The organism is Prauserella marina (assembly GCF_002240355.1).
GTDB lineage: Bacteria > Actinomycetota > Actinomycetes > Mycobacteriales > Pseudonocardiaceae > Prauserella_A > Prauserella_A marina.
On the sequence record NZ_CP016353.1, the window covers coordinates 2823549 to 2847999 of the forward strand.

14 protein-coding genes are annotated in these 24451 nt (G+C 70.7%); 1 reads left to right on the forward strand and 13 read right to left on the reverse strand.

Translation table 11 applies throughout. From position 1 onward, the window contains the following. Position 1: 1 nt before the first annotated feature. The 11 genes from BAY61_RS13210 to BAY61_RS13260 all read right to left on the reverse strand — a co-directional run bounded on the left by BAY61_RS13210 (position 2) and on the right by BAY61_RS13260 (position 21725). Complete coding sequence (locus BAY61_RS13210) at positions 2–1963, reverse strand: condensation domain-containing protein (RefSeq protein ID WP_091797640.1); 1962 nt, start codon at positions 1961–1963, stop codon at positions 2–4. Positions 1964–1965: 2 nt separating this feature from the next. Next, positions 1966–3093: a class I SAM-dependent methyltransferase gene (locus BAY61_RS13215; RefSeq protein ID WP_091797643.1), complete on the reverse strand. Its 1128-nt coding sequence runs from the start codon at positions 3091–3093 to the stop codon at positions 1966–1968. Beyond that, positions 3083–4420 (reverse strand): class I SAM-dependent methyltransferase, encoded by a 1338-nt coding sequence (locus tag BAY61_RS13220; protein WP_170140010.1) that lies wholly within the window; start codon positions 4418–4420, stop codon positions 3083–3085. The genes BAY61_RS13215 and BAY61_RS13220 overlap by 11 nt, the downstream gene beginning before the upstream one ends. After that, positions 4410–5816, reverse strand: coding sequence for an ABC transporter ATP-binding protein (locus tag BAY61_RS13225; RefSeq protein ID WP_091797648.1), 1407 nt, complete (start codon positions 5814–5816; stop codon positions 4410–4412). The genes BAY61_RS13220 and BAY61_RS13225 overlap by 11 nt, the downstream gene beginning before the upstream one ends. Then, the gene (locus tag BAY61_RS13230) at positions 5813–6607 is read right to left on the reverse strand and encodes an ABC transporter permease (RefSeq protein ID WP_091797651.1); all 795 of its coding nucleotides are present in this window, start codon (positions 6605–6607) and stop codon (positions 5813–5815) included. The genes BAY61_RS13225 and BAY61_RS13230 overlap by 4 nt, the downstream gene beginning before the upstream one ends. Continuing rightward, the gene (locus BAY61_RS13235; protein ID WP_211323433.1) at positions 6604–7521 is read right to left on the reverse strand and encodes an ABC transporter permease; all 918 of its coding nucleotides are present in this window, start codon (positions 7519–7521) and stop codon (positions 6604–6606) included. The genes BAY61_RS13230 and BAY61_RS13235 overlap by 4 nt, the downstream gene beginning before the upstream one ends. Before the next feature lie 28 nt (positions 7522–7549). Beyond that, positions 7550–9058: an ABC transporter substrate-binding protein gene (locus BAY61_RS13240; protein WP_091797655.1), complete on the reverse strand. Its 1509-nt coding sequence runs from the start codon at positions 9056–9058 to the stop codon at positions 7550–7552. Positions 9059–9078: 20 nt separating this feature from the next. After that, positions 9079–15549: a type I polyketide synthase gene (locus BAY61_RS13245; RefSeq protein ID WP_091797658.1), complete on the reverse strand. Its 6471-nt coding sequence runs from the start codon at positions 15547–15549 to the stop codon at positions 9079–9081. Further along, positions 15546–19382: a non-ribosomal peptide synthetase gene (locus BAY61_RS13250; protein WP_170140009.1), complete on the reverse strand. Its 3837-nt coding sequence runs from the start codon at positions 19380–19382 to the stop codon at positions 15546–15548. The genes BAY61_RS13245 and BAY61_RS13250 overlap by 4 nt, the downstream gene beginning before the upstream one ends. A 295-nt stretch (positions 19383–19677) precedes the next feature. Next, on the reverse strand, positions 19678–20328 hold the full coding sequence (locus BAY61_RS13255) for a DUF5134 domain-containing protein (protein WP_091797663.1): 651 nt from the start codon (positions 20326–20328) through the stop codon (positions 19678–19680). Beyond that, positions 20325–21725, reverse strand: a complete 1401-nt coding sequence (locus BAY61_RS13260) for a PepSY-associated TM helix domain-containing protein (protein WP_245866064.1) — start codon at positions 21723–21725, stop codon at positions 20325–20327. Before BAY61_RS13260 ends, BAY61_RS13255 begins: the two co-directional genes overlap by 4 nt. A 277-nt stretch (positions 21726–22002) precedes the next feature. Between BAY61_RS13260 and BAY61_RS13265 the strand changes: the two genes are divergently transcribed. After that, positions 22003–23091, forward strand: coding sequence for a ferric reductase-like transmembrane domain-containing protein (locus BAY61_RS13265; RefSeq protein ID WP_091797669.1), 1089 nt, complete (start codon positions 22003–22005; stop codon positions 23089–23091). On the opposite strand, the gene BAY61_RS13270 is transcribed toward BAY61_RS13265, so the two are convergent. Both BAY61_RS13270 and BAY61_RS13275 read right to left on the reverse strand, forming a co-directional pair. Continuing rightward, positions 23067–23660: a vitamin K epoxide reductase family protein gene (locus BAY61_RS13270; protein WP_091797673.1), complete on the reverse strand. Its 594-nt coding sequence runs from the start codon at positions 23658–23660 to the stop codon at positions 23067–23069. The two genes, BAY61_RS13265 and BAY61_RS13270, sit on opposite strands and share 25 nt — an antisense overlap. Then, complete coding sequence (locus tag BAY61_RS13275) at positions 23657–24391, reverse strand: DsbA family protein (protein WP_091797676.1); 735 nt, start codon at positions 24389–24391, stop codon at positions 23657–23659. Before BAY61_RS13275 ends, BAY61_RS13270 begins: the two co-directional genes overlap by 4 nt. Between the last annotated feature and the right edge of the window lie 60 nt (positions 24392–24451).

A 24451-nucleotide genomic window follows, 5' to 3' on the forward strand; every position in this document is an offset into this window, starting at 1 on the left:
CTCACGCGTCGACCGGGTCCGGCTTGGCCGCTCTGGCCAGTCCGGACACGGTGGGCGCGTCGAGAAATTCGCGCACGCCGACGCTGATTCCGTGCCGCTTGGCGAGAATGCCGAGCACGCGCACGGCGAGCAGCGAATCGCCGCCGAGCGCGAAGAAATCGGCTGCCCTGTCGATGGCGCTGACCGCGAGCGCGGCCTCCCACACGGCGGCGATCGTCCGCTCGGTCTCGCCGATGGGCGCTCCGGGTTCGTCCGCGGATTGCTGCCGTGCGTAACCGCCGATCCTGGCGCTTCCGGCATGGAAGGCCGGTTCGGGGTCGGCGGGGACGGCGACGGGCCCTGCCCACGCCGCCGCGTCGGCCAGACTCCGTGCCAGCGCGGTGAGCTCGTCGAACATATCGTCCACCATGGACGGTTCGAAGAGTTCTTCGACAAGGGAGAACACGAGGAACATCTCCTCGTCCAGTTCGAACATCCGCACTTCGAGCGCGACCTGCGGGGTTCGCAGCTGTTGCTCGTGGTCTGCCATGTCGATGCGACCGAGTGGCCCCGCGCTGTGCGGTACCCGCTCGCCCATCGCGGCGTCCATGCCCAGTGTGCTCTGGAAGACGATCGGGGCCACCGGCCGGTGGGTGCCCCGTCGTCTGCCCAGTTCGCGCGCGACCTCGACGCCACTGACCAGGTTGTGTGCGGCGGAATCGCTGAAGCTCCGCTGACAGCTCGCGGCGAGCGTGGCGAAGTCGGTGCCATTCGTGAGTTCCACCGGGATCAGCATGGTCGAGGCGAACGCGCCCACGATGCGGTGCACGTCGGGGTGTAGCGGCAGCCGGTTGAGTTGCAGCGAGTTGAGCAGCATCCGGTGGTGCCCCGCCTTGCGGGCGAGCACGATGGCGTAGGCGGTGAACATCGCCGCCGATGGCGTCACGCCGTGCGCCGCGCACCGCGCGCGTACCGCCGCCCACGTCGCGGCGTCGATCGTCACCTGCCTCGTGCCCATCAGCGACGGCCGCACCTCGCGCGGGTCCGCGCGCAGCGGCAGCGCGGGCGGCCGCGGGAAATCGTCGAGCCGGTCGAACCACCAGTCGCGGTCGGCTTCCCACGCCTCGGTGTCCGGAAGACCCGACACGGCGGCAACGTAGTCGCCGTAGTCGATCTCAAGGGGCGGCAGCATCGCGTTCCAGTCCGCGACGAGCGTGAACAGGTCGCGATAGAACACGTTCGACGACCAGCCGTCGATGATCAGCAGACTGACGGCAGCGTGCAAACGTGCCCTTTCACCTGGCAACAGGGTCAGGCACATGGCCACGCCGGGCCCCTCCACGGGATTGGGCCCGCTGGTGGACATCCGCGCGCGAATACCTGCCAGTATCTCCTCGGCCTCGCCGGGCGGGGTGTCCTGCAGATCAAGGACTTCCAGCAGAGGCACCGCACCGGGATCGTCGGCGGGAAGGATGCGCTGGGTGCCGTCGGACGATATCCGGGCGCGCAGCGTCGGCTGATGCCGCACGAGCCGGGCCAGCGCGTCCTGGAGCGCCTCGGCCGCCTCGTCCGGATCGACGTCGCTGAGTCCGATGTCGACGTAGTGATGCGCCGAGGCGTACGACAGTTCCCAGCCGTCCTGCTGGCCCACGAAATACCCCTGCTGCAAGGGAAGCAGCGGGAACGGTGCGGCAGGGTCGGCGCGCCTGGTGACGTCGATGGGCACGGCGCGGTCGTCGTCCGCGCCCGCGCGGCGGCGTTCGACCAGCTCCGTCAGTTCCCGCAGCGTCGTCTCGACCCTGACATCCGACAGCGCCAGCGCGACCCCGAGCTTGCGGCGTACCAGCGCGGACATGCGCACCGCCAGCACGGAATCCCCGCCGAGGTTGAGAAAGCCGGTGTCGGAAGGTATTTCGGCCGGTTCGAGGCCGAGCAGGCCGGACCAGATGTCGGTCAGGGTTTCGGCGATGGTGGGTTCGGTCATGGTCACCCCTGGTGGTCGGTTTCGGACGTGCGGACGGCGAAGACGTGCTGGGCCAGCGCGGAAAGCGGCCCTTCCGGATCGGGAAGGTCGAGTTCGGGCCGGTACCCGTGCACGGCCAGCAGGCCAAGCCATTCGTTTCTGGTCAGGAAAATCCGGTCGGTGCCCGCCCTGACGTCGCCGGTGCCGGGGCGGATCCCGCCGGCGCGCGGGGACATGAGGAACTGCATGGACGTCAACGCCTGGTAGTGCTCGCGGCAGGACTCGATCACGACGAGGAGCCCGCCGGGCGCGAGTACCTTCCTGAGCCGGTCCAGCAGGTGCCCGGCGTGCACGGCGTTGTGGAGGACGTTCGCCGCGAGCACGACGTCGAACGGGCCGGGAAGCGGCCCGGTGTTGATGTCGGCGATGGCGTAGCGGAGCCGGTCGCCGAACCGCTGCCTTCCCGCGTCGAGGAAGAACCGCGACACGTCGGTGAACAGATAGTCCACATCGGACTCGGCGAGCGCGGCGACGACGGCGGCCGTCGTCCCGCCCACGCCGGCGCCGAGTTCGAGCACGCGAAGGGTGCCGGGTCCTCGGGCGGCCTCGGCGCGCAGGATCGCGGCCGTGGCGGCGTTGAGATAGCGGTTGATGACGTTGTCGCGGTAGGCGCCGTCCGCTGTCGCCAGGTCACCGTCGGGGAACAGCAGGGTTTGGACGGCGACGTCGTCGGTCAGCAACCTCGGCAGGTTGGCCAGCGCCGCGACGAAGAAGTCGCCCATTTCCCTGGGGTAGCCGAGTGCTTCGGCGGCGCGCGGGATGGTCGCGGCGGCCGCGTCGGCCTCCGCGCGGCCAACCGCGGTGAGGCCGTGGAGAAAACCGGTGTCCTCGTCGCGGTGCAGCAGTCCTTCCTCGCACAGCACCGTCAGCCAGCGCCGCAGCAGCCACCGGTGCCGCCGCGCTGCCCGCAGGCGGTCAGCGACCTGCTCCGCGCTGTGCCGCACGCCAGGCCGGAACAGTCCGCCTCTGCCAACGGCGCGGGCCATGGCGGGCAGCGCCGCCTCGTCGAGACCGCGCATCGCCGCGGGCAGCGCGGACGTGTCGACCTCGGCGATGGCCGCGTCGGCCTCCGCTCTCACGTCAGTCCACATCGGACACCTCGGTGCCGAGGTCGATGTCGACCGGCAGGAGGGGCAGCCCGGCACGGCGCAGCTCGCGACGGGCGAGTTCGGTGAGCCTGCGCCGCACGAACGCGGGCAGCGGCTCGTGAGCGAGGCCCTTCCCCGCGAGATCACGCACGCGCCGGGTGGCTGCCCCCGGCGTGCCTGCCTCCAGTAGCCGTGGGTCGTGCGGGTCGAGCGTCACCACCACGTCGAGTTCGGCCAGCGCTTCCCGTAGCCCGGCAGGGGTGCTGCCGTGGCCGGGCGGCAGCAGCGCGTTCGGGATTCCCGTGATCAGCCCCGGGCCAGCGGCCAGCCGGTCGTGGGCGGCGCCGAGTGTCGTCCACGCCGTCGTTTCCGGCCTGTCGTCGGCGACTGCGGCACAGCCGGTGGCGGGGACGTGGAGGACGGCGTCGAAGCGGTAACGGGTCAGCTCGGTGTCGGCTCGCATGGTCTTGGCGTGGATGGTGATCCCGGCGTCGCCAATCTCGGTACCCAGTTCCGCGGCGATCCCGGCCAGCAGAACCGGGTCGAACAGCAACTCCTCGTCACGCTCCGCCCGCTCGCCGACGGCTGTTTCCGTGTCGCCGCCGAGCCAGCGGTGATGTTCGCGCAGCAGACCGGAATGCCGGACGTCGCCGACGATCACGGTGCCGCCGGGGACGACGAGGCGCAGCGCGTCCTGGATGACGGCGCGGAGGTAGGCCACGTTCGGAAAGCACTGGGTCACCGAGTTGATCAGCACGCAGTCCGGTCTGCCACCGGGAAAACCGGCGGTCCTCAGCGCGTCGGCGACGGTGGGGCCAAGCGCCTCGTGTGCCGCTGCCCGCACGATCAGCGCGCCACGCGGCGCCGAGGCCGACACCGTGCGCACGGATTCGGCGGCGACGTCGGTGCCGACGTAGCCTTCGAGTCGCGGCATTAGCCGGTGCGGCAGCATTCCCGTGCCACAGCCGAGTTCGAGTACCCATCGCGGGCCTGCCGCCAGTACGATCTCGACGGTGTGGCGCAGCCAGTCCCGCATGTGCTCGACGGGGTAGGGCAGGCCGGTGTCGGAGGCGCGCCAGCCGGACAGATCGAGGTCGGCGGACCGTCTGCCCGCGCCTCGCGCGTACGTCAAGTCGTAGACCTCGCTCCACTGGCCGAGGTGTTCCGCGATGAGAGCGCCGGGTACCGGCCGTACGGCCAGCGCCCCGGGTGCGGGCCGCAACCGCACCCCGGCACCGTTGTCGGCGGGAACGTCGGCGGCCCCGATCCACGGATGGGCGCCGAGGATCTCGGCGGCTTTGCGCGACGTGGCCGTGTCTTCACAGGGCAATGGGGTTCTCCGATCGTCGGGGTGTGTGGTCGGTACCGGGCAGCCGCAGCGTCCGGTCGGCGCGCGCCGCGATGTCGCGGTCATGGGTCACGAGCAGCACGGCTAGCCCGTTTCGGCGCAGTTCGTCGAGCACATCGAGCACACCGAGGGCCGCCTTCTCGTCGAGTGCCGAGGTGATCTCGTCGGCCAGCAGCACCTCGGGACCCGCCGCGAGGGCGCGGGCGATCGCGACCCGCTGCCGTTGTCCCCCGGAGAGTTCGCGGGGAAAGCACCGGTCCGCGCCGGGAAGGCCGACGGCGGTGAGCAGTTCGCTCGCCTGAGCCCGTGCGGCCGCGCGCGAGAGCCCGCGCGCGACGCGTGCCGCCCGCGCGACGGAGGCACCTGCGCGGTAGGCCGGGTTGAGCGCGTCCGCCGGATTCTGGGCGATCAGTTGCACGGCGCGCAGTTGCCGTGGAGTGCGGTCGGCGAGCCGGGCCGGGAGGTGCGTGCCGTCGAGCCGCAGCGCGCCGGAGGTCGCCGGATGCAGACCGGCCAGTGCCCGCAGGAGAGTGGTCTTGCCGCACCCGGATTCCCCGAGTACGGCCGTCAGTTCGCCTCGGCGCAGATCGAGTGACGTCCCTTCGAGGAAAGGCCCGCCGCCGGGATGGCCGACGACAAGGCGCGAGGCCGACAACGCGACGTCGCCGGGCTTCGGGCCGCGCGAGCCGGAGACGGGCGGTCCGGGAGCGGGTTCGGGTCCGCCGAGGCGGATGACGCGGTCGGCGACGCGATCGGTGAACGCGCGGTCGTGGGAGACGACGATCGTGGCGGCCAATGGCAGGTGGGCTCGCCGCGCCGCGAGCAGATCCGCGACGAGGCCGAGCGTGTCCGCGTCGAGCGCGCTCGTCGGTTCGTCGAGGATCAGCAGCCCCGGCTCTCCCGCAATGGCGCGGGCGAACGCGACGCGCTGGGCCTGTCCGCCGGAGAGCTGGTGAGGCCGTCGTCGCCACAGTTCGGCCGCGTCGAGTCCGAGTAGTTCCAGTGCCGAACGGATCGCCAGGAGCCCCGGCGCGCCCGGGCCTTCGGCGACGAGCCGGTGGACGGGGTGCGCCGGGTTCAATGCTCCTGCCGGATCCTGGCCGAGGAAACCGGTGGTGTGCCTGCGCCATCGTCGCGCCGACCGTCCGGAATGGACGATTTCGCTTCGCCACGAGACGGTTCCCGCCGTGCGGGTCAGGCCGTCCGGAAGCGCGTCGAGGATCGCGCGCAGCAGTGTCGACTTCCCGCACCCGGACGGCCCGGTGATCGCGACGATCTCGCCGGGCGCCGCGCGCAGCGACGTCGCGGGCAGCACCACGTCTCCCGCGACGTCGTGCACCGCGATGCCGTCCACGGCAAGGCCGAGGCCGCCGTTCATGCCTGCCTCCCGGTGTTCGTGCGGCGGCCGGCGTGCGCGGCCGTGGCGGCCATGGCACCGGCCACCACGGCCAGAACCAGCGCGGGGGCGAGCACACCGGCGGCGTTGAGACCGGAACCCGGCAGGTTCTCGCGGATCATGAGTGCCCAGTCGGCCTGAGGCGGCTGCGTGCCGAAGCCCAGCAGGCTCAGTGCCGAGGCGAGCTGGATCGCCATGACGAACCGCATGCCCGCGTCGGCGGTCACCAGGCCCGACAACGACGGCAGGACTTCGCGCGCCAGCAGCACCGGGCCGCGTTCGCCTCGGCAGCGGGCCGCTTCGACGAAACCAGCACCCCTGGTCAGCCGGGTCGCGTCGCGCACGACCCGCAACGTCAGCGGCGTTCCCCCGCACACCGTCGCGATGACGACGGCGGCGGGACCGGGCAAGGCAACGGCGGCCACCAGCGCGATCAGCAACTGCGGCGCGGCAAGCAGCACGTCGGCCGAGGACGTCAGCGTCCGGGCCGTCCAGCCGTCCGACCAACCGGCCAGCAGCCCGCCAGCGACGCCCGTGGTGGTGGCGATCAGTGCCGCCAGCAGCGATACCAGCACGAGGTCCGAACCACCGGCGAGCACCCGCGAGAGCACGTCCCTTCCGAGCCCGTCGGTGCCCAGCAGGCCCGCCTCACCGGGCGCCGAATACGGCGGGCCGACGACGGTGGAAGGGTCGTGCGGCGCGAACAGCCCGCCCAGTACGGCGAGCGCGACCACGGCACCGAGCACGGCCGCGACGACGAGGATCCGCCTCATGCCCGTATCCCTCGCGCCAGATCCGCGACCGCCCCGCCGGTGACCACGACGACCGCGCCGAGCAACGCGACGGCTTGCACCACCGGAACATCCCGCGAGGCCACCGAACTGACGAGCAGTTCACCGAGACCGGTGTAGCCGAACACGGTCTCGACCACCGTCGTCGCGGCGATGAGCCCGCCCGCGATCACCGCGACGACCCTGATCGCCGGCGCCCACAACAGGGGAAGGGCATGCCGGGTCGCGATCCGCCATCTCGGAATGCCGCGCAGCACGGCGTCGTCGACGTGCGGGAGGGCGCGGACGTCGGCCACCGCGCCCGAGAGCAGGCCCGCACCGTAGGCCGCCGCGGGCAGCGCGAGCGAGAGAGCGGGCAGTACGAGCAACGCGGGGTCGTGCCACGGCGGCGCGCCGATGGGCAGCAGCGACACCCTCGGCAGCCAGCCGAGCAGCCCGGAGAACACGGCGACCGCCCCGGCCGCGACCACGACCTGCGGGATGGCCGCGACGGCGGCGAGTGCTCCGCCGCCGTACGAGCGCGCCGCGCGCCCCCCAGCCCACCAGGAAAGGGCCAGCAGCAGGGGAACGGCCACCACGAGCGCGCACGCCGCGAGCGTGAGCGTGGCCGGAAGCCGTTCACCGATCAATGTGGACACCGGGCGGTCGTTGAGCAGTGACGTACCGGCGTCTCCTCGCAGCAGCGCCCATCCCCATCGCGCGAACCGTTCCCATACCGGGCCGTCCATTCCGGACTCGGCGCGCAACCTGGCCAGCTCGGCGGCGCCGGCGCCGCCGCGGGTGCGGGCGAGCGCGGCATCGCCTGGCAGGACGTCGGTCACGAGGAACACGCCGACGGCCACCGCGAACAACACCAGCATCGCTCGCGCGCAGGCCCTCGGCACGACCCCGATCACGCGGAACCTCCATCACACACGGCTTCGGCTACCGCGAGTCCACGCGAACCTGGTCGATGAACAGCCGTTGGAAGCCGGGGCCGGTTGGCAGACCGGAGACGCCGGGGCGGGCGAGGTCGAGCCCGTCTCCCGCCGCCCACACGACGTAGCCGCCATCCTCGGCCAGCTCCCGTTGAAGCGCGCCGAGCAGTTCGGCGCGCTTCGGCTCGTCCTTCTCCGCCATCGCCTCGTCGAAGCGCTCGGCCCAGCCGCCACCGCCCCACGCGGTCTCGTTGGTGGGGGAGTCCGGAAGCAGCGCGACCCTTGCCACGTCGAGGAACGAGATGCCACCGAGATAGCTGACGTAGAACGCTTCCTGGGCGTACACCTCGGTCCAGTAGGTGTCCTGCGGCACGACGTCCACGGTGATGTTCACGCCCGCCGGTTCGAGTTGCCCCGCGATGAGCGTCGCCGCGTCGTCCATGCCCGGATACGCCGTCGTGGTCTTGAGCGTGAGGTCCAGACCGTCGCCGTATCCCGCCTCGGTGAGCAGTTCCCTGGCGCGATCGAGGTCACGCGTGCGTTCGGGAGGCTCCGGCGCCGTGGGGTCCGCGGGGGTCAGCAGGTCGCCTGCCAGCGTGCCCTGGCCGAGGAACACGGTGTCGAGCAGTTGTTCGCGGTCCACGGCCAGTTTGACGGCCTCGCGCACGCGCTCGTCGTCGAACGGTTCCGAATCGAGCCGCATGACCAGCGGGTAGACGGTGACGCCTTGCCGGTGGACGACCCGAAGGCCCTCCTGCTCCGCGGTTCGCGCGGCGGCGGGATTGACGCTGCCCGCGACGTCGGCCTGGCCCGAGGCCACGGCATCGGCTCTGGCCTGAGGGTCGGCGATCGCCCGGATCTCGATGCGCTCCAGCGGAGGGCGCGGGCCCCACCAGTCGTCGTTGCGGGCGAGCACCGCGGCTTCGGCGTCGCCGGAGTCCATGCGGAACGGACCGGAACCCGTGACCGGTTCGCTGAAGTCCTCGCTGCCCTCCGGCACGATGAACGTCGCCGATTCCAGCGCCTGCCCGACTTCCGCGAACGGTGTGCGCGTGATGAGGCGGAGAGTGTGCTCGCCCTTCGCCTCCGAGGCGGCGAGATCGAACATGCCCATCCGGCCGTAGTTCTCCGCCGCCTTCTCGTGCATCCGGCGCAGCGAGAACAGCACATCGGCGGCCGTGACCGGCTCGCCGTCGGTGAACGTGGCGTCGTCGCGCAGTTCGATCCGCCAGTTCGTGAGGCTTTCGTCGGGGGTCCACGACGTCGCGAGCCTCGGCTCGGTGCCCTGCTCACCCGGCACGGTGAGCACGTCGTAGAGCAGCGCGAAGCGCATGGCGTCGGACTCGTTGCCGAGCCCTCCGTGCGGGTCGTGACTGGCCGTGGCTGGAGAGCCGACGGCCGCGTACCGGAGAGTTCCGGCCTTGCCGGTGTTCTCGGCGGACGGGGCGGAGCAGCCCGCGGCCACGAGTGCCGCGGCGAGCGCGGCCGTGCCGAGGATGAACTGTCGTCGGTGCATCGGTGTCCTCGTCGGTTCGGTCAGGCACGCGGGCCGGTCGGCCGCGCGGGTCGTTCGGGTGCGCCGCGCCGGATGGCGGCCTCGATCGCGGCGTTGAGCTCGGCCGCGACCTGGGGCAGTGCGGGGTGGCGCAGCATCGAGTAGTGGTGCGCGTCGATGTCGGCGACCTTCGGGGCGGCCGTGAGATACGCGGCCCAGCCGAGATCGCGCGGCGCTCCTGGCACGTCGTCCACGCCCATGCCGACCCCGGAGTTGCGCGGTGAGCGCTGGGTGGCTCGCAACAGCAGCGCCGGGGTGTCCGCTTCGAGCGGAAGGGGCGTGTAGGCGGCGAGTGCCCGCAGGTGCCGTGCGAACACGGCCACGCGGGTGCGGGCCGTGTCGTGCCGGTTGAGCAGCCGCGCTTCGCGGAGCCGGGCGTCCAGCCCTTCCCACGACGGAGCGGGGCCTTCGCTGCCAAGTTCGGCGCCGGTGAACGCTTCGAGTGCCCCGAGGTAGCGGCGCACGAGCGTGCCGCGGACCTCCTCGGCCGGACCTTCGATGCCGGTGATGTAGCGCGGATCGTTGGAATCGAGCATGACGAGCAGGCCGACGTGCTCGCCTGCCTCGTCGAGCCCACGCGCGACCTCATGGGCGAGGTCGCCGCCCATGGACCAGCCACCGAGCAGGTAGGGGCCGTGCGGTTGGGCACGGCGGATGATGCCGGTGAACCGCGCGGCCATGGCCGCGACGTCCTCGGCGCCGCGGCCACCCGCGAGCCCTGGATCGGTCAGTGCGATCACCTCGACGCGCTCGTCGAGCAGCCGGGCCAGCTCCGCGTAACAGACCACGTCGCCGCCGGAGGGATGCAGCAGGAACAACGTGTGCTCTCCGGAACCCGCCCTGATCGGTACCGCGATGTCGTCGTCGGAGAGGTCGTCGAGTTCGTCGAGTTCGTTGCCTCGCTCGGGTTCGCCCGGCCCGTCCCACGGAGCGCCGATCAGGGCGTGAACGCGGGCGACGTAGTCGGCGAAGACCCGGTCGACCTCGGCGGGGGGAAGCGCGGGTTCGAGGGTGTCCCACTGCAACAGCAGCGCCCCGCCCTGTTCGAGGACCTGATGGTCGATCAGGGTCTGCGGAGTCTGGCTCAGCGCGGCCACCTGCTTGCCCGCCCATGCGGGATCGTGGTCGGCGCCGATGACGTCGTCGAGACCGAGCGCGCTGGTGAACACGACGGGCACCGAGACGCGCTCGCCGTCGAGGGACGCTTTCTCCGAAAGGACATCGAGCGCGGAGAAGTCCCTGTGGTCCAGGTCGGCGAACAGCAGTTCCTGGGTCTTGCGGGCACGTTCGGCGAACGTGACAGGCCGGGTGCGGTCGACCTCGTGCAGAACCAGCGACGTGAAGTCACCGACCACGCCCGCGACGCCGGGGTGGATCGCCGGGCGGTCGAACAGGGTGAGCACGACGGCGAACCGGTCGTCGCCCGTCCACGCGGACAGCGCGTCGGCGTAGCCGGTGAGCAGGACCGCGGCGGGCGTGAGGTGGTACCGGGCGGCCCGTTCCCGCAGCGCGGCCCACGCTTCGGCATCGAGGGTCGCGGAGCGCCGGACGAAACGCGAACCGACGGCGCCGCGGTCGACCGGAAGCGCCGGGGCGCCGGGCAGTCCGGTGAGCCGGTCGCGCCAGTACGCGGCGGCTCGCCGCCCCTCCTCGCCTTCGCGCCGTTGCTCCAGCGCGGCGACACAGGCGGGGAAGCCGATGCCGGTGTCAGGGAGTTCGGCATCGGGAGCGCGGTAGAAGTGGCGCAGTTCCCTGTCGATGATCCACCAGCTCGCGGCGTCACAGACCAGCACGTCGACGCCGATGAAAAGGCGCACCCTCCCGCCGGGCAGCAAGGCCGCCTGTACCTGCGCGAGCGGCCAACGGTCGGCGGGGCCGGGCTGCCTGCCGACGCGTTCGCGCAGGCGGTCCAGTCTGGCTTCGCGCCGCTGTCCGGAAAGGTCCGTCAGGTCATGGGTGCGGATCCGGTACGGCGGCACCTCGTCAAGGATCCGCGCCCTGCCCTGGCCGGTGATGATCGTGCGCAGCAGGGGATGCCGGGCGATCACACGGTTCCACGCGTGTTCGTAGGCGGCGACATCGAGTCCTTCGCACTCGTATTCGAGGTAGAAGTGGCACGGGACGTCGCCCCATTCGTAGCCGCCGTCGCGGCCGACCCAGTAGGCGTGCTGCACCCGGGTCAGCGGGAAGGTGCCGTCGTCGGCGATCCCGGTGTGTCCATTGTGTTCGGGCCCGGGCCCGGGCTGCTGGACGGAAGCGCGGACGAGCTCGCCGAGTGCGGCGACGGTCGGATTCGCCAGTACGTCGCGCAGTCGCAGTTGCACGCCGAAACGTTCGCCGATCTCCGCGAGCATGCGGGTGGCGAGCAGTGAATGCCCGCCCAGTGCGAAGAAGTCGTCGTCGGCCGAGGTCACCGGTGAGCCGAACAGCTCGCCCCACAGCGACGCGATCGCGTCGCGCACCGGATCGTCCGATATGGACACTGTGGACGCCGTGATCTCCGTGGAACCGGCTTGCGCGCGGACCGTCGCGGCGGCGGCCATCCGGTGTTCCAGTCCCGTCGCCGACACCGCCACCACCGGCGGGGTTTCGGTGTCCAGCAGCCGCGCGAACGCGGCGGTTCCGGTCGCGGCGTCGAGCGCGTGGTCGAGGACCACGGCGCGCTCCTCGCCGAGCGGGCCCGCGCTCCAGCCGTCCCACACCGCGCTGACCCAGCGCGTGGAACCCTCCGAGATCCCGGACATCGCCGACATGGCGATGCCGTCGAGCACGGCGTTCGCCGCCGCGTAGGCACCCATGCCGATACCGCCGACGAGTGTCGTCGCCGACGACATGAGAACCACGACGCGGGGGCGGCGCTCGGCGGGGAGGCGGTCGATCGCCGACCGCAGCGCGAGCGCGCCCTCGGCCTTGGCCCGCAGGTGCCGCCCGATGTGCTCGGCGCCGGTCTCCCGCAGTGGCAGCGCACCGTCGGTCGCGACGACACCAGCCGCGTGCACGACGACATCGAGGCCGTCGCTCCCGTCGGTACAAAGCTCGTCGAGCAGCGCTGCCGTGCCGTCGCCGTCGGCGGCGTCGAGCGTGCGGACGTCGATCTCGGCGCCTTCCTCGGCCAGCCGGTCGATCGCCGCGCGGCGGGGGCCGTCGTCGGGAAGGCCGGACCGGGATGTCAGGACCACGCGGCGGCCGGTGCTCGCGAGATACCGAGCGAGGGTCAGGCCGACGTCGCCGAGACCGCCGGTGACGAGCGCGGTCCCGCCGGGAGCCGCGCTCTCGTCGTCGCGCGGGTGCCACGGGACGAACGTGCGCGCGAACCGCGTGCCGCCCCTGAGCGCGACGTCGAGTCCCGATGCCGGGTCACCGGCGAGGTCGGCGAGTTCGCGGGCCACCGCGATGGCGGAGCCGGAATCGTCGTCGGCAGGCAGGTCGAGGGTGCGCCACCGGATACCGCGCAGTTCCTGGGCGAGCACGCGTGGCAGTACGCGTGCCGCCGAGGCGTCGGGCATCGCCTGGTCCCTGCCGTCGATCCGCTCCGCCGCTCGCGTCACCTGTAGCAGCAGGGGTGTCGCGACGGTGAGTGTGCGTGCCAGTTCGGCGTACTGCCCGACCGCGCCGATCGCCGACGTCGCCGGTACGACGACGACCCCGGTGAGTCCGGGTGTTTCCGGGGTGACCGCTGGAAGACATTCGGCGCCGAGCGCGGTGAGTTCCGCTCGAACGGACTCGGCGAGGGGATCGTCGCCGGAGGCAACGACGAGCCACCGCCCGGTGAGCGAGGGGGGACGGGGCAGCGGCGGCAGCTGGTGCCACCGGGGGATCTGGAGCGGTTCGGCCGCGCCGGCACCGGCACCGCTCGTATCATCCGGCGTCGATGATGTGGTCGGTTCGATCCACAGTTCTCGGCGCTGGAAGGCATATCCGGGTGCGGCGATCCGCCTTCGGCTTCCATTGTGCTGGGCCGCGAAGTCGACCGTGACACCGTGAGTCCACAACCGGCCGACGGCGTCGCGGATCGAGACGGCGGCATCGGTCTCGTCCGCGGTGAACACCGGTATCGCGTCGATCAAAGCGTCGAGCCGGTTGTGGCGGGCCAGCGCGGCGAGCGCTCCGCCCGGCCCCGCCTGGACGACGATCGCGGGATCGCCGCTGTCTCCGAGACAGGTGCGCAGCGCGTCGGCGAACCGGACGGGCTCGCGCAGTTGCCGGGCCCAGTGGTCGGCGGTGAACAGTTCGGCACCCGCGAGGCGTCCCGTCACGGTCGTCACCAGCTCCGTGGTGAGCGGTCGGGGGCGCAGGCCGCCGGCCGCCGCGCGTACGGCCGGCACTGCCGGTTCGACCAGCCGGGAATGCAGTGCGGCGTCCACTCGCAGCTCCGACACCCGCTCGCCGTACTCGGCGGCGAGCACGGCCAGCCCCTCGCGTGGTCCCGACACGACGCAGGCTCCCGGCGCGTTGACGGCGGCCAGGTCGAGGTCCGGATGCCGGGTGAGCACGTCCATGACGTCGTCCTCGGACATCCGCAGGGCGAGCATGCCGCCACCACCGGCCGCCTTGGCTGCCCGCGCGCAGCGCACGGCGACGAGTCTGGCCGCGTCGGGCAGCGTGAGCGCCCCCGCGACGACGGCGGCGGAGTACTCGCCGAGGCTGTGCCCCACGACGGCATCCGGCCGCACACCCCAGCTCATCAGCAGGCGTGCGGTCGCGACCGAAGCGGCGAACAACGCGGGCAGCCCGAAACCAGCGTCCCTGACCAGGCCGGTGGACGCGGTCGCGGTGATCGCGTCGCGGACGTCGGCGCCGAGCAGCGGAGCCAGCAGCTCGGCACATTCATCCACTGTGGACCGGAAGACGGATTCTTCCTCGTAGAGGGTGGCGCCCATACCGAGGTACTGGCTGCCCGCGCCGGGGAAGGCGAACACGACGCGTGGTGTGGTCGCCGAGGACTTCACCGGGGGCGCGTCACGCAGCGCCGCGGGCGCCGTGCCAGGCCGCGTGGCCACGGCGACGCGATACGGCAGCTCCCTTCGTCCGGATTGGAGGGTGTGCGCGAGGTCGGCGGACACGGTGGTGTGCTCGGCGATCGCCGCCGCCGTGGCCTCGGCCGAGGCCCGGTCGTGCGCGGAGGCGACGAGCAGCTGTGGCCGTTCGTCCTCAGTGGACTCTGGGCGTTCTGGTGGGGGACCGAGGACCAGGTGGGCGTTGGTGCCGCCGATGCCGAACGAGCTGACCCCCGCGTAGTCAGGGCCTTCCCAGTGCCGGGTGCTGGTGACCACCTCGAATGGCGATCCCGCGAGGCCGAGCAGGTCGTTGAGCGGTTCGGCGTGCAACGACGCGGGCAGCGTCCGGTGCCGGATCGCCAGCGTGGTCTTGATCAGCGACGCGACACCGGCCGCGGTGTTGGCGTGGCCGATGTTGCTCTTCACCGAACCGAGGCCGCACCACGCTGGGCCCGATTCGCCGAAGACCCGCCGGAGCGCCGCGATTTCCACCGGGTCGCCGAGCCGGGTAGCCGTGCCGTGCGCTTCGACATAGCCGATCTGGCCGGGTGTGACACCCGCGACGGCCTGAGCCTCGGCGATCACGCGCGCCTGGCCGCGCAACGACGGCGCGGTGAAACCGGCCTTGTCCGCGCCGTCGTTGTTGACAGCGGTGCCGTGCACGACGGCGAGAACCGGGTCTCCGTCGGCGAGCGCGTCGGCGAGCCTGCGCAGAACGACGACACCGACGCCTTGGGAGTACACGATTCCCGTGGCATCGGCGGAGAACGGGCGCACCGTACCGTCGGCCGAGTAGATGCCGTCCGCGACGTGCAGGTAGCCGTGGCCCTGCGGAACGATCAGCGAGACACCGCCCGCGATGGCCGTGTCGCATTCCTCGTCGAGTAGCGACTGCGCGGCGAGATGCACGGCGACGAGCGAGGTCGAGCAGGTCGTGTTGACGGCGATCGCGGGCCCGGTGAGGTTCAGCCGGTACGCCACCTGCAACGGCAGATAGTCGGTGTGCGTCGACATCGCGGTCTGGAGGCTGCCGATCGGATCGGCGCCTCCGCCCGTTGGGCTCCACCGGCCCGCGAGATTGCTCGTCAGGTAGGCGCTGTGCCCGGCTCCGGCGAACACCCCGACCGCGCCCGCGCCGGTACCGCCGCCGTGTCCTGCCTGTTCGAGGCCCTGCCACGCGGTTTCCAGGAACAGGCGCTGCTGCGGGTCCATGAGAGCCGCTTCGGCGCCGGTCAGTCCGAACGGGACAGGGTCGAACCGGTCCTGGCCTTCGATGAGCCCGCCGACCGGGACGTAGCCCGCTTGTTCGCGCAGCCCGCGCGCGACGCCGCGCCGCGCCAGTTCCTCCTTCGAGAAGCGGGTGAGGCCCTCCCTGCCTTCGACGAGCTGCCGCCAGAACGAGTCCGCGTCGGGTGCGCCGGGAAAACGGCAGGCCACCGCCGTGATCGCGATCATCGAAGGAGCTCCCGTGCCCGTGCCCGGGCCGTGGCTCGCCCACGGCCCGGGTCCGGGGGCGGTGCTGGGGAAGCTTGGGATATGACGTCGTTTTCGCGCGCGGTGGAGCCGATCCGGTCGGCGATGACCGCGGCGAGATCGTCGGCGGTGGCGTTGGCGAGCAGGTCGACGACGGTGAGTTCGGGGTCGATCTCGGCGCTGAGTTTCCGCTGCGCTTGCACGAGCGTGAGTGAGGTCGCCCCGAGTTGGAAGAACGGTGTCGATCCGTCGATGTCGGTGCGCAGCAGTTCGGCGAACACGCGGCGGACCGCGTCACCGGCTCGCCGCAAGGCCGTTCCGCCGCGCCGGGCCGGCTCGGCGCTCGCGTGGGGCTGGGCAAGCGCGAGTGTTTCGGCGCCGGGCGGGTCGGCGCTCAGCGCGAGTTCGACCAGTGTGCCGTCGCGCTGTCTCTGGCGGGGACTCAGCCCCTCGGCCGTCGCGGTAGTCAGCAGTCGGCGTCCCTGCTCGCCCGCCGCGCTCATTCCGTCCACAAGGGACAGCGAGCCCGCGCTGAGCGTGATCGTGACGTCGAGGCCGCTGCGGCACGCCTCGGCCAGCGCCTCGGCGAGCGCGCCGGGCGCGGGTGCCTCGGACGTCACCTCTGGCACCGTCGCTTCGCCTCGGGCGTAGGGATTGCCAAGAGCCTGATAGTCGATCTTCCCGTTCGCGGTGACCGGGAACTCGTCCACTGGCACGAACCGGCTCGGCACCATGTACTCGGGAACGTGGGCCCGCAACCGAGTCCGCAGCTCCTGATCGTCGGCAACCGCGTCGCCGTGCCCCGCGACGTAGGCCACGAGCCGGGGTCGATCGTCGGGGCCGGGAACGGAAAGGGCGACCGATTTGCGGACGTCGGCGAGGCGATCGAGCACCGACTCGACCTCGCCCAGCTCGATGCGGTGCCCCCGGATCTTGACTTGCCGGTCGAGCCTGCCGAGGAATTCGATGGTGCCGTCGTAGCGCCAGCGGCCCATGTCGCCCGTGCGGTACAACCTGCCGAGTTCGGGGTGGGTGATGAACCGTTCGGCCGTTTGCCGCGGGTCGCCGACGTAGCCTCGGGCCAGACCGCCGCCACCGATGTGGAGTTCACCCGGCTGTCCAGCCGGTTTCGGGGAGCCGTTCTCGTCGAGGATGTGGAAACTCTGGCCGCGCAGGGCCCTGCCGTAGGGAATGCTGCGCCACGAAGGCGGAACCTCGCCGATGGGATGACAGATCGACCAGATCGATCCCTCGGTCGCCCCGCCGAGGCTCACCACCGTCGCCTCCGGCGCCAGCGCGCGGATGCGGTCGGGCAGGGTCACCGGAATCCAGTCGGCTGACAGGAACACCAGGCGCAGCGACGAGAACGCGGCGCGGGCGAGTCCGGGGTCGACCTCGGCGTACTCGACGAGCATCTCCATCAGCGCGGGGGCCGTGTTCCACAGCGTGACCCCGTGTTCGCGCATCAGTTCGAGCCAGTGACCTGGATCGCGTTGCCGCGCCGCCTCGGGGAGTACGAGCGCGCCACCGGTGCCCAGTACGCCGAAGACGTCGTGCACCGAAAGGTCGAAGCTGAACGCCGAGAGCGCCAGCATGCGATCCTCGGCGCGGAGGGGGAAGCGGTCGACCAGGTCGTCGATCGTGGTGCGCGCGGCGCGGTGCTCGATGGCGACGCCCTTGGGCTTGCCGGTCGAACCGGAGGTGAAGATGACGTAGGCGAGGTCGTCCGGCGCCGGTCTCTGGACATCGGGTCCTGGGACATCGGGTACCGGCACGGCGATGGTGCCGTCCTGGCGAAGGTCGTGCACGGTCACCTCGTCCGGCCAGCACCCGGACGTGCCACCGGCGACGAGCGCGTGACGGATACCGGCCTGCTCGCACACGGAGGCCACGCGGTTCGCGGGCCACGACGGTTCGACGGGCACGTACCCCGCGCCGCTCGCGCAAATGCCCAGCATCGCGACGATCTGCGCTGGACCCTTCTCAGCTGAGACCGCGACGAGGTCGCCCGGACCGAGGCCAAGACCCGCCAGCGCGGCGCCGGTGCGGGCCGCGAGGGCCGTCAGTTCCTTGTGGCTGAGGGTCGCTGAGGGCCCGAGCAGCGCATCGGCGTCCGGCGCCAGGTTACCGGCGGCGTGCAGCGGGTCTGGCAACAGCGGTCCCGCCGCGCCGAACGGCGTGACGTCGAGTGATTCGGAAGGCAGGAACGACGGATCCCAGCCGAGCACGCGGTCGGTCCACGCCGAGGGGTCGTCGGCGAGCCTGCGCAGCAGCCGCAGGTGAGCCGTGAGCATGCCCTCGATGAACCCGTCGGGGAACGCGCCTTCCACGGTGTCCCAGCAGAACGTGAGCGCGCCGCGCTCGACGTAGACGATGTGGTCGAACAGCACCTGTGGCGTCTGGGAGATCCCGAAAACCTCCTCGCCGAGCCAGGCTGCGGGATCGTCGCCGGTGGCGAGGCCGAGACCGCTGGTGAACACGACCGGGTAGCGCGGTTCCGGGTTGCCCGCCGCCCGCAGCGCTTCCACGCCGGAGACCGAACGGTGATCCAGGTCTGTCCAGAATCGACGGTTGGTCCGCAGCGCGTAGTCGGCGAACCCGGACCATCGCGCGGGATCGAGCACCGGTAGTTCGACGAGGACCGTCGAGGTGAAATCGCCGAGTACCGCCGAAAGGTCCTGATCGTCGGGCCGGTCGAAAAGTGTCGCGTTGAGACAGAACGGTTCGGTGGACCCCCAGCGATTGAGGGTCAGTCCGAACGCGGCGAGCAGCAGGCCGGTGGGGCTGAGTCCGTGCTCGGCGGCGCGGGCACGCAGCGCCGACCATTCCTGGGGCGGCAGTTGTCCTTTCGCCCTGGTGAACCGGTGTCCCCTGAGTTCGTGCGCCTGCTCGGCGACGGGGAGCGCGGGCCCGCCGGGAAGGGTGCCGACACGGGAAGCCCAGTAGGCGAGATCCTCGTCCCTGCGCCGTCGCCGCGCCGGATCGGCTTCACGAGCGCGCACGATCTCGGCGAACGTCGTCGGCTGTGTGGGTAGTTCGGCAGAGGGGTCGCCGACGAGCGTGCCCCATTCGGCGAGCAGGTGCAGCCATCCGGCGAAGTCGACGGCGAGGACGTCGATGCCGAGACACAGCCGGGTCCGGCCGCCCGGAAGGAAGATGGCGCTGAGGTCGAACAGCGGCCAGGTGTCGGAGGGGCGCACCTGATGGGAACGGTCGTCGCGCAACCGGCGCGCGTGTTCCTCGGCTTCGGCGGAGTCGAGGTGGCGCAGATCGGTGACGTCGATGTCGTAGTGGGCGACGGTGCCGAGAACGCGCTGCCGCGCGTCGGCGCCGACGACCATGCGCAGCATCGGATGCCGTCGTACGAGCCGGTTCCACGCGGTGGTCAGGTTCTCCAGGTCGGCTTCCTGAGGGCCCTCGGGGGTCCGGTCGTACTCGCGGTAGAAGAACGTCGCGACGCCGCCGAGCGGAAACGCGGGATCGCGGCCGACCCAGTAGGCGGCCTGGATCGGCGTGAGGGGCAGTGGCTCGGAGTCGAGGCCGCCGGTATCGGGGTGCTCGTCGACGGCCCCGCCGGGATCGGTGACGCCATGGGCGATCGAGCGGATCGTCGCGGTGCCGAGAAACGCCGTGAGCGGGAGGTCCAGTCCGAAGTCCTCGCGAAGGCGGCGGCGCAGCCGCACGGCTGTGAAGGATTCGAGCCCGAGTTCGGGGAGGGGGACGTCGGCGCCGAGAGCGTCGGCCGTTGTGCCGAGCACGTCCCCCACCACACCGGTCACGTCTTCGATGTCGACGGCTGGCTCCGACGAGCTCATGGTCCTCCTTGCGAAACGGCGCAGCATGACTGGAAACGAAAATCATTTCCATTATGTCTGCATGAAACTCACCCGTGTCAAGGTCGACTACCAGTGGTGACGGTCAGTGACGCTCAGTTCGCTGAGTGTCTACTGTGGACTTCGGCGGCCGAGGAGGAACCGGAACCGATGCATTGATGGCCATGCGAGAATGCCGTGCGGGCACCGGAGTGAGACCGGCGCCCGCACGGCGCGACGGGGATTCGGCGGGACCGCCCTCCGCTTCGGTCGAGGAGGGCGTTGTCAGCGGGCTTCGTCAGACGACGGCGAGGAACATGACGCCCATGCCGAAGCTCATGAGCGCGTGGCAGGCGTGGTCGGTGACCACTCGGCCGAGCGTGGGGGAGCTCCGGTCGGGAAGCCGCCTGCCGAGGTCGAAAGCCTTGGCGAGCCAGGGAAGGCAGAGCATGACGAACACGAGCCCGAGGGCGAGATAGCTGACGGTCAACGCCACCGGCGTCGCCACGGTGTCCTGGGCCTGTGCCATCGGCGTACCACCACCCATCGCATGGTGGTGGTGTCCGCCTCCTGAGTCATCTCCGGACGTGCTCATCAGCGCGGGCATGCTGGCTGCCATCCAGGCCATTCCCGCCATCATCACCGCGTGGTGCGCACCGGCGGCACGCGGTGCGTGGCCGCCGGAATGCGGGTGACCGGCGTCCAGGATCATCCTGCCGAGGAACCACCCGACCGCGATCGTGAAAACCACGGCCTGGGCGGCTGCGGGAACGCTCATGCCCCAAGGCCAGATCATGGCGATCATCGCGGCGCTCATCAGCAGGTGCCAGCCCGCGTCGATCCGGTCCGGGATCCGGATCGAGGGCAGGACCAGTACACGCACGCACCACGCGGCCGTTCCGGCGAACAGAAAGCTGAGTATCCAGCTCAGTACTGGCGAGGCGATCACGGCCGTGCCTCCCGGGGTTCGCGTTCCGCCGATCGTCGCCGCGACCCGAGTATCGTGTCCACGACAAGGAACCCGAGCAGCGAAATCCCGAGCAGCGGCACGAAGTAGGCGATGAACGCCGTCACCACGGCCAGTGGAGCCAGCACCCTGCCGGGCACTCGCCGCCATCGGCCCCTGGATGGCGGTTTCCCGAACGCTCCGGTTCCGTTGGGTCCACTGTGGTCACCGTGTCGCGGACGGCGCAGCCACCACATGCGGTAACCCCAGAAAATGACCGACAGCAGGCCGATTCCGAGCAGGACGAGGACGAGCTGGTTGACCCAGCCGAACAGCAGGCCCATGTGCGCGTCGATGCCCCATCGCGCCAGCTTGGCGATCAGTGGATAGTCGTCGAAGCGAAGCGTCTCGGCCACCTGCGCCGTCGCCGGGTCGATCGACACCGAATCCTGTTGCGTGGGCCAGGCTCTGCTCACCTGTTGCACGACATAGGCTTCCCCGGCGGCGGAGGGCGGGGTGACCTCGATGCTCCCGGAAAGTCCGTGTTCCCTTGCGGTGCCGACGATCCGGTCGATCCCGGCGTCCGCGCCGGGCATGGTCGAGGGGAGTTCTGCCGACACGGCGGGCGTTTCCCAGGAGAGCGCGGCTCGTAACTCGGTGATGTTCGCGCCGGCGTACTGCGACCAGGTCAGGCCCGTCGCGGACAGGAACACCAGCCCGGCCGCGATCCACAGCCCGGTCGCGCCGTGCCAGGAAAGGATGCGCCGCCGTCCTTTCGCGCCGCGTTCGGGACGTAGCAACGACTTCCGGCGCCGCCTGCCGAACCACAGGACGGCTCCGCCCACGGCCACGACCCACAGCCAGCTCGCGGCGAGTTCACTGTAGATCCGGCCCACGTCGCCGAGATGAAGGCCCCGGTGCAGGTTGTCCACCCAGGCCCTGATCGGGAGCGCCTGACCGCTCCCGTAGGTCTCCAGCACCCCGGTCACCTCGGCGGTGTGCGGGTCGACGAAGGCCGTCCTGCGGTAGCTTTCCGGCAGATCGGGTGCTTCGAGGATGACCTGTGTCGCGTCGGTTCCCGTCGTGGCGGGCCGGACGCCCAGCAGTTCGTCGCCGGGCCGCGCGGCCATACCGACGCGCACCTGTTCGCTCAGTGGCAGTGAGTGTGGCTGGTCGGGGACGTGCACGATGTCGTCGTAGACGAGTTCGTCGAGCTGAGGAGTGAACACGTAGAGCAGGCCGCTGACGGCGGCGACGACGAGGAACGGTGCGATGAACACTCCGGCGTAGAAGTGCAGTCGCAGCAACAGTGCGCGCGGCCCTGCCCATGCCGATCGTGGCTGATCGGCTGCCGGATCCGCTGCCGTCGCGGATGTCCTCGGTTTGTCGCCGACACTCATGTGCGTGCACATCCCGTCGCGTCACGTGCTTCTCGGCGGAAGCGGTCCGCAACAGTGGTCGCAGGGGTGGGCACCCGAGTTCACGTGGCCGTGTTCTTTTGACTCAGGTCACAGAGGTATTGACCTGTCGTCGTCGACGTGGTTGTCGCCGGGGGGCGGTTGTCAAGGAGTAGCCGAACCGGCCCCGGACCTGATATTCACGGCATACCAACGAAGACCGACAACACGACACGGGTCGATCCGGTCGCGGGCCGGTTCGCGGGCAGGAGGTACCGGGATGACTGACCGGGAGAGTGTGCGCGACCGGAAGGGGCTCGATCGCGGAGCCTTGCGAGCCGACCTTCGAGCGGCGGTTCCCGACGCGACTGCCGCCCTCGTCATCACTGCGGGAATCTTCGTCTGGCTTTACGCGCGGGTGCGGGAGGGAACCTCGGCGACCGTCGAGATCATGCCGTTTCTCGCCGATGCCGACACATATCTCATGTACTGGCTGTGCCAGGCATTCGGCTGGTCGGCGATGTTGTGGGCGTGGTTGACGACGATGCTCGGGTTGCTCCGTTCGGGTCGGCAGCCGCGCTGGTTTCCTGTTCCGCCGGCCAGGCTGGAACGGTGGCACCGGAGCACGAGCCTGACGACGATCGCGCTGATGTTCCTGCACGCGGTGTTCTTCTTCACCGAGAAGGCCCGGGCGAACGAAGACGGGCTTGGGATGGTGGCCCGGTGGGGGAAGGCGTTCGTCGAGACCTTCGTTCCCGGCGCCTATCCGTCCGGAACCGGCAAGATCGCGATTCTGATCGGGTTGCTCGCCCTCTATCTCGCGATCCCGCTCGGCCTCGCCTACTACTTCCGGGCAAGGCTGGGGGCACGGTCGTGGCGGGCGCTGCACAGGTTCGTGCTGGTCGTGTACGTGCTGAGCATCTGGCACACGCTGCTCTACAGCTCCAACGTGTGGTTCGACGGCTGGCCGAGAACCACGCTGTGGTTGCTCCAATTGCCACCCGCGTTGCTGTTGCTGACGCGGCTGCTCGTCCCGGCTCGCCCGAGTGATCGCGGCGGCGCGTTGCGGAAGCGGCCGCTGGCCCTCACTCTCCGCGTCGGAGCTGTCGTCGCGGTGGCGGGCGTGATCGCCACGATCGTCGTGGTCGCTGTCAGCGGCAGGGACGGCGGCAGGGCCCACGGCGTCGACGGCGCGGGCCTGAACGTGACGCAGGCGATGGTGTGGACGGGTCTCGCGCTCTTCGCCGTGATCCTCGTCGTGGCGGTCGGTGTCGCACGGCGCATGGAGCGCAGGCAAACCGAGAGGCGATCCGTTCCCCGCGGCAAGGCGGATGAGCGCGCGGGTCAGTTCACCAGCGAGACCCAGTAGTTCCAGAAGGCATGGAGGACCGCCCCCGCGATCAGCACGTACCACACCGCGACGATGGCGGCGTCGACGCGAGTCAGCGCCGTTGCCGACCGGCGGGTTCCGGCGTACCCGTGCAGTGTTTCGATCGTGGTGCAGACGAAGAGCGGGATCATCGCGATCCAGACGAACAGGCAGTAGGGGCACAGCGCGCGGATGTCGTACAGGCTCGCCATGACGAGCCAGTGGACGAAGACGACGCCGAACGTGACGCCTGCCTGTAGACCCCATTGAAACCAGCGCGGCGGCCGGAATCCGCTCAGCATTATCACGCCGATGGTGGTCACGACGGCGAATCCGCCGATTCCGAGCAACGGGTTGGGAAAACCGAACACGGCGGCTTGCGGGCTGGCCATCACCGTCCCGCAGGTCACCACCGGGCTCAGTGAGCACGAAGGCACGTAACCGGGGTCGGCGAGCGTCGCGAGCTTTTCCAGCGTGAGCGCGATCGATGCCACGAGACCCACGATCCCACCGGCGAGGCAGACCGGACCCAGCTTCCGCGCCGGTGTCCGATCGTCCACTGTGCTCACTGGTTGAGTTTGTCGTCGATGAGACGGCGCAGTTGCGCGTCGACCGTGGCATAGTCGTCACCGTCCGGCCGGAAGCGCGTCTCTTCGACGAAGATGGTCGGCGTACCCGACACACCGGCTTGCCTGCCCGCGCTGACATCGTCGGCTATCCGCTCGGGTATCTCGTCCGAGGCCATGTCCCTGCGGAACCGGTCGATGTCGAGCCCCGCGTCGCGGGCGTAGCCTTCGAACAGTTCGGCGGCCCGCTCGCTGTCCGAACTGATGCTCCGCCCGTCAGGAGTCACCGCCCATTCGCGGAAGCCGTCGTAGAGTGAGTGATGCATCTCGCGAAACCGGCCCTGGTTCGCCGCCGCCTCCGCCGCGGTGGCCGCCCGGGTCGCCAAGGGATGCATGTCCAGCGGGAAGTTCCGGATCTCCACGGTGATCCGGCCCTCGTAGTCCCTTTCGATGCCCCTGACGATGTTCTGGTGGTAGCCCGCGCACGCGGGGCACTGGTAGTCGAGGAATTCGACGATGGTCACCGTGCCAGGGCCGGATTCGGTCAGGGTATTGGCGTCGCTGCCGCGTCCGGGGGAACCGGCGTCGCCCCGTGCCTGGTCCTCCTCGCCCCTGCTCATGAACAGCAATCCGCCGAACACCACCACCGCCACGACGGTCACCACCAGGACGATGATCACATTGGGGGAGAAGGGGTTTCGAGCCGTGACGGGGTTGGGCCTTCGCCGGATCATGGGAGTTTCCTTCGGTACGGAGCGTGCGGTCTCACCACAGTGGTCGGCGCGGTGTCCGAG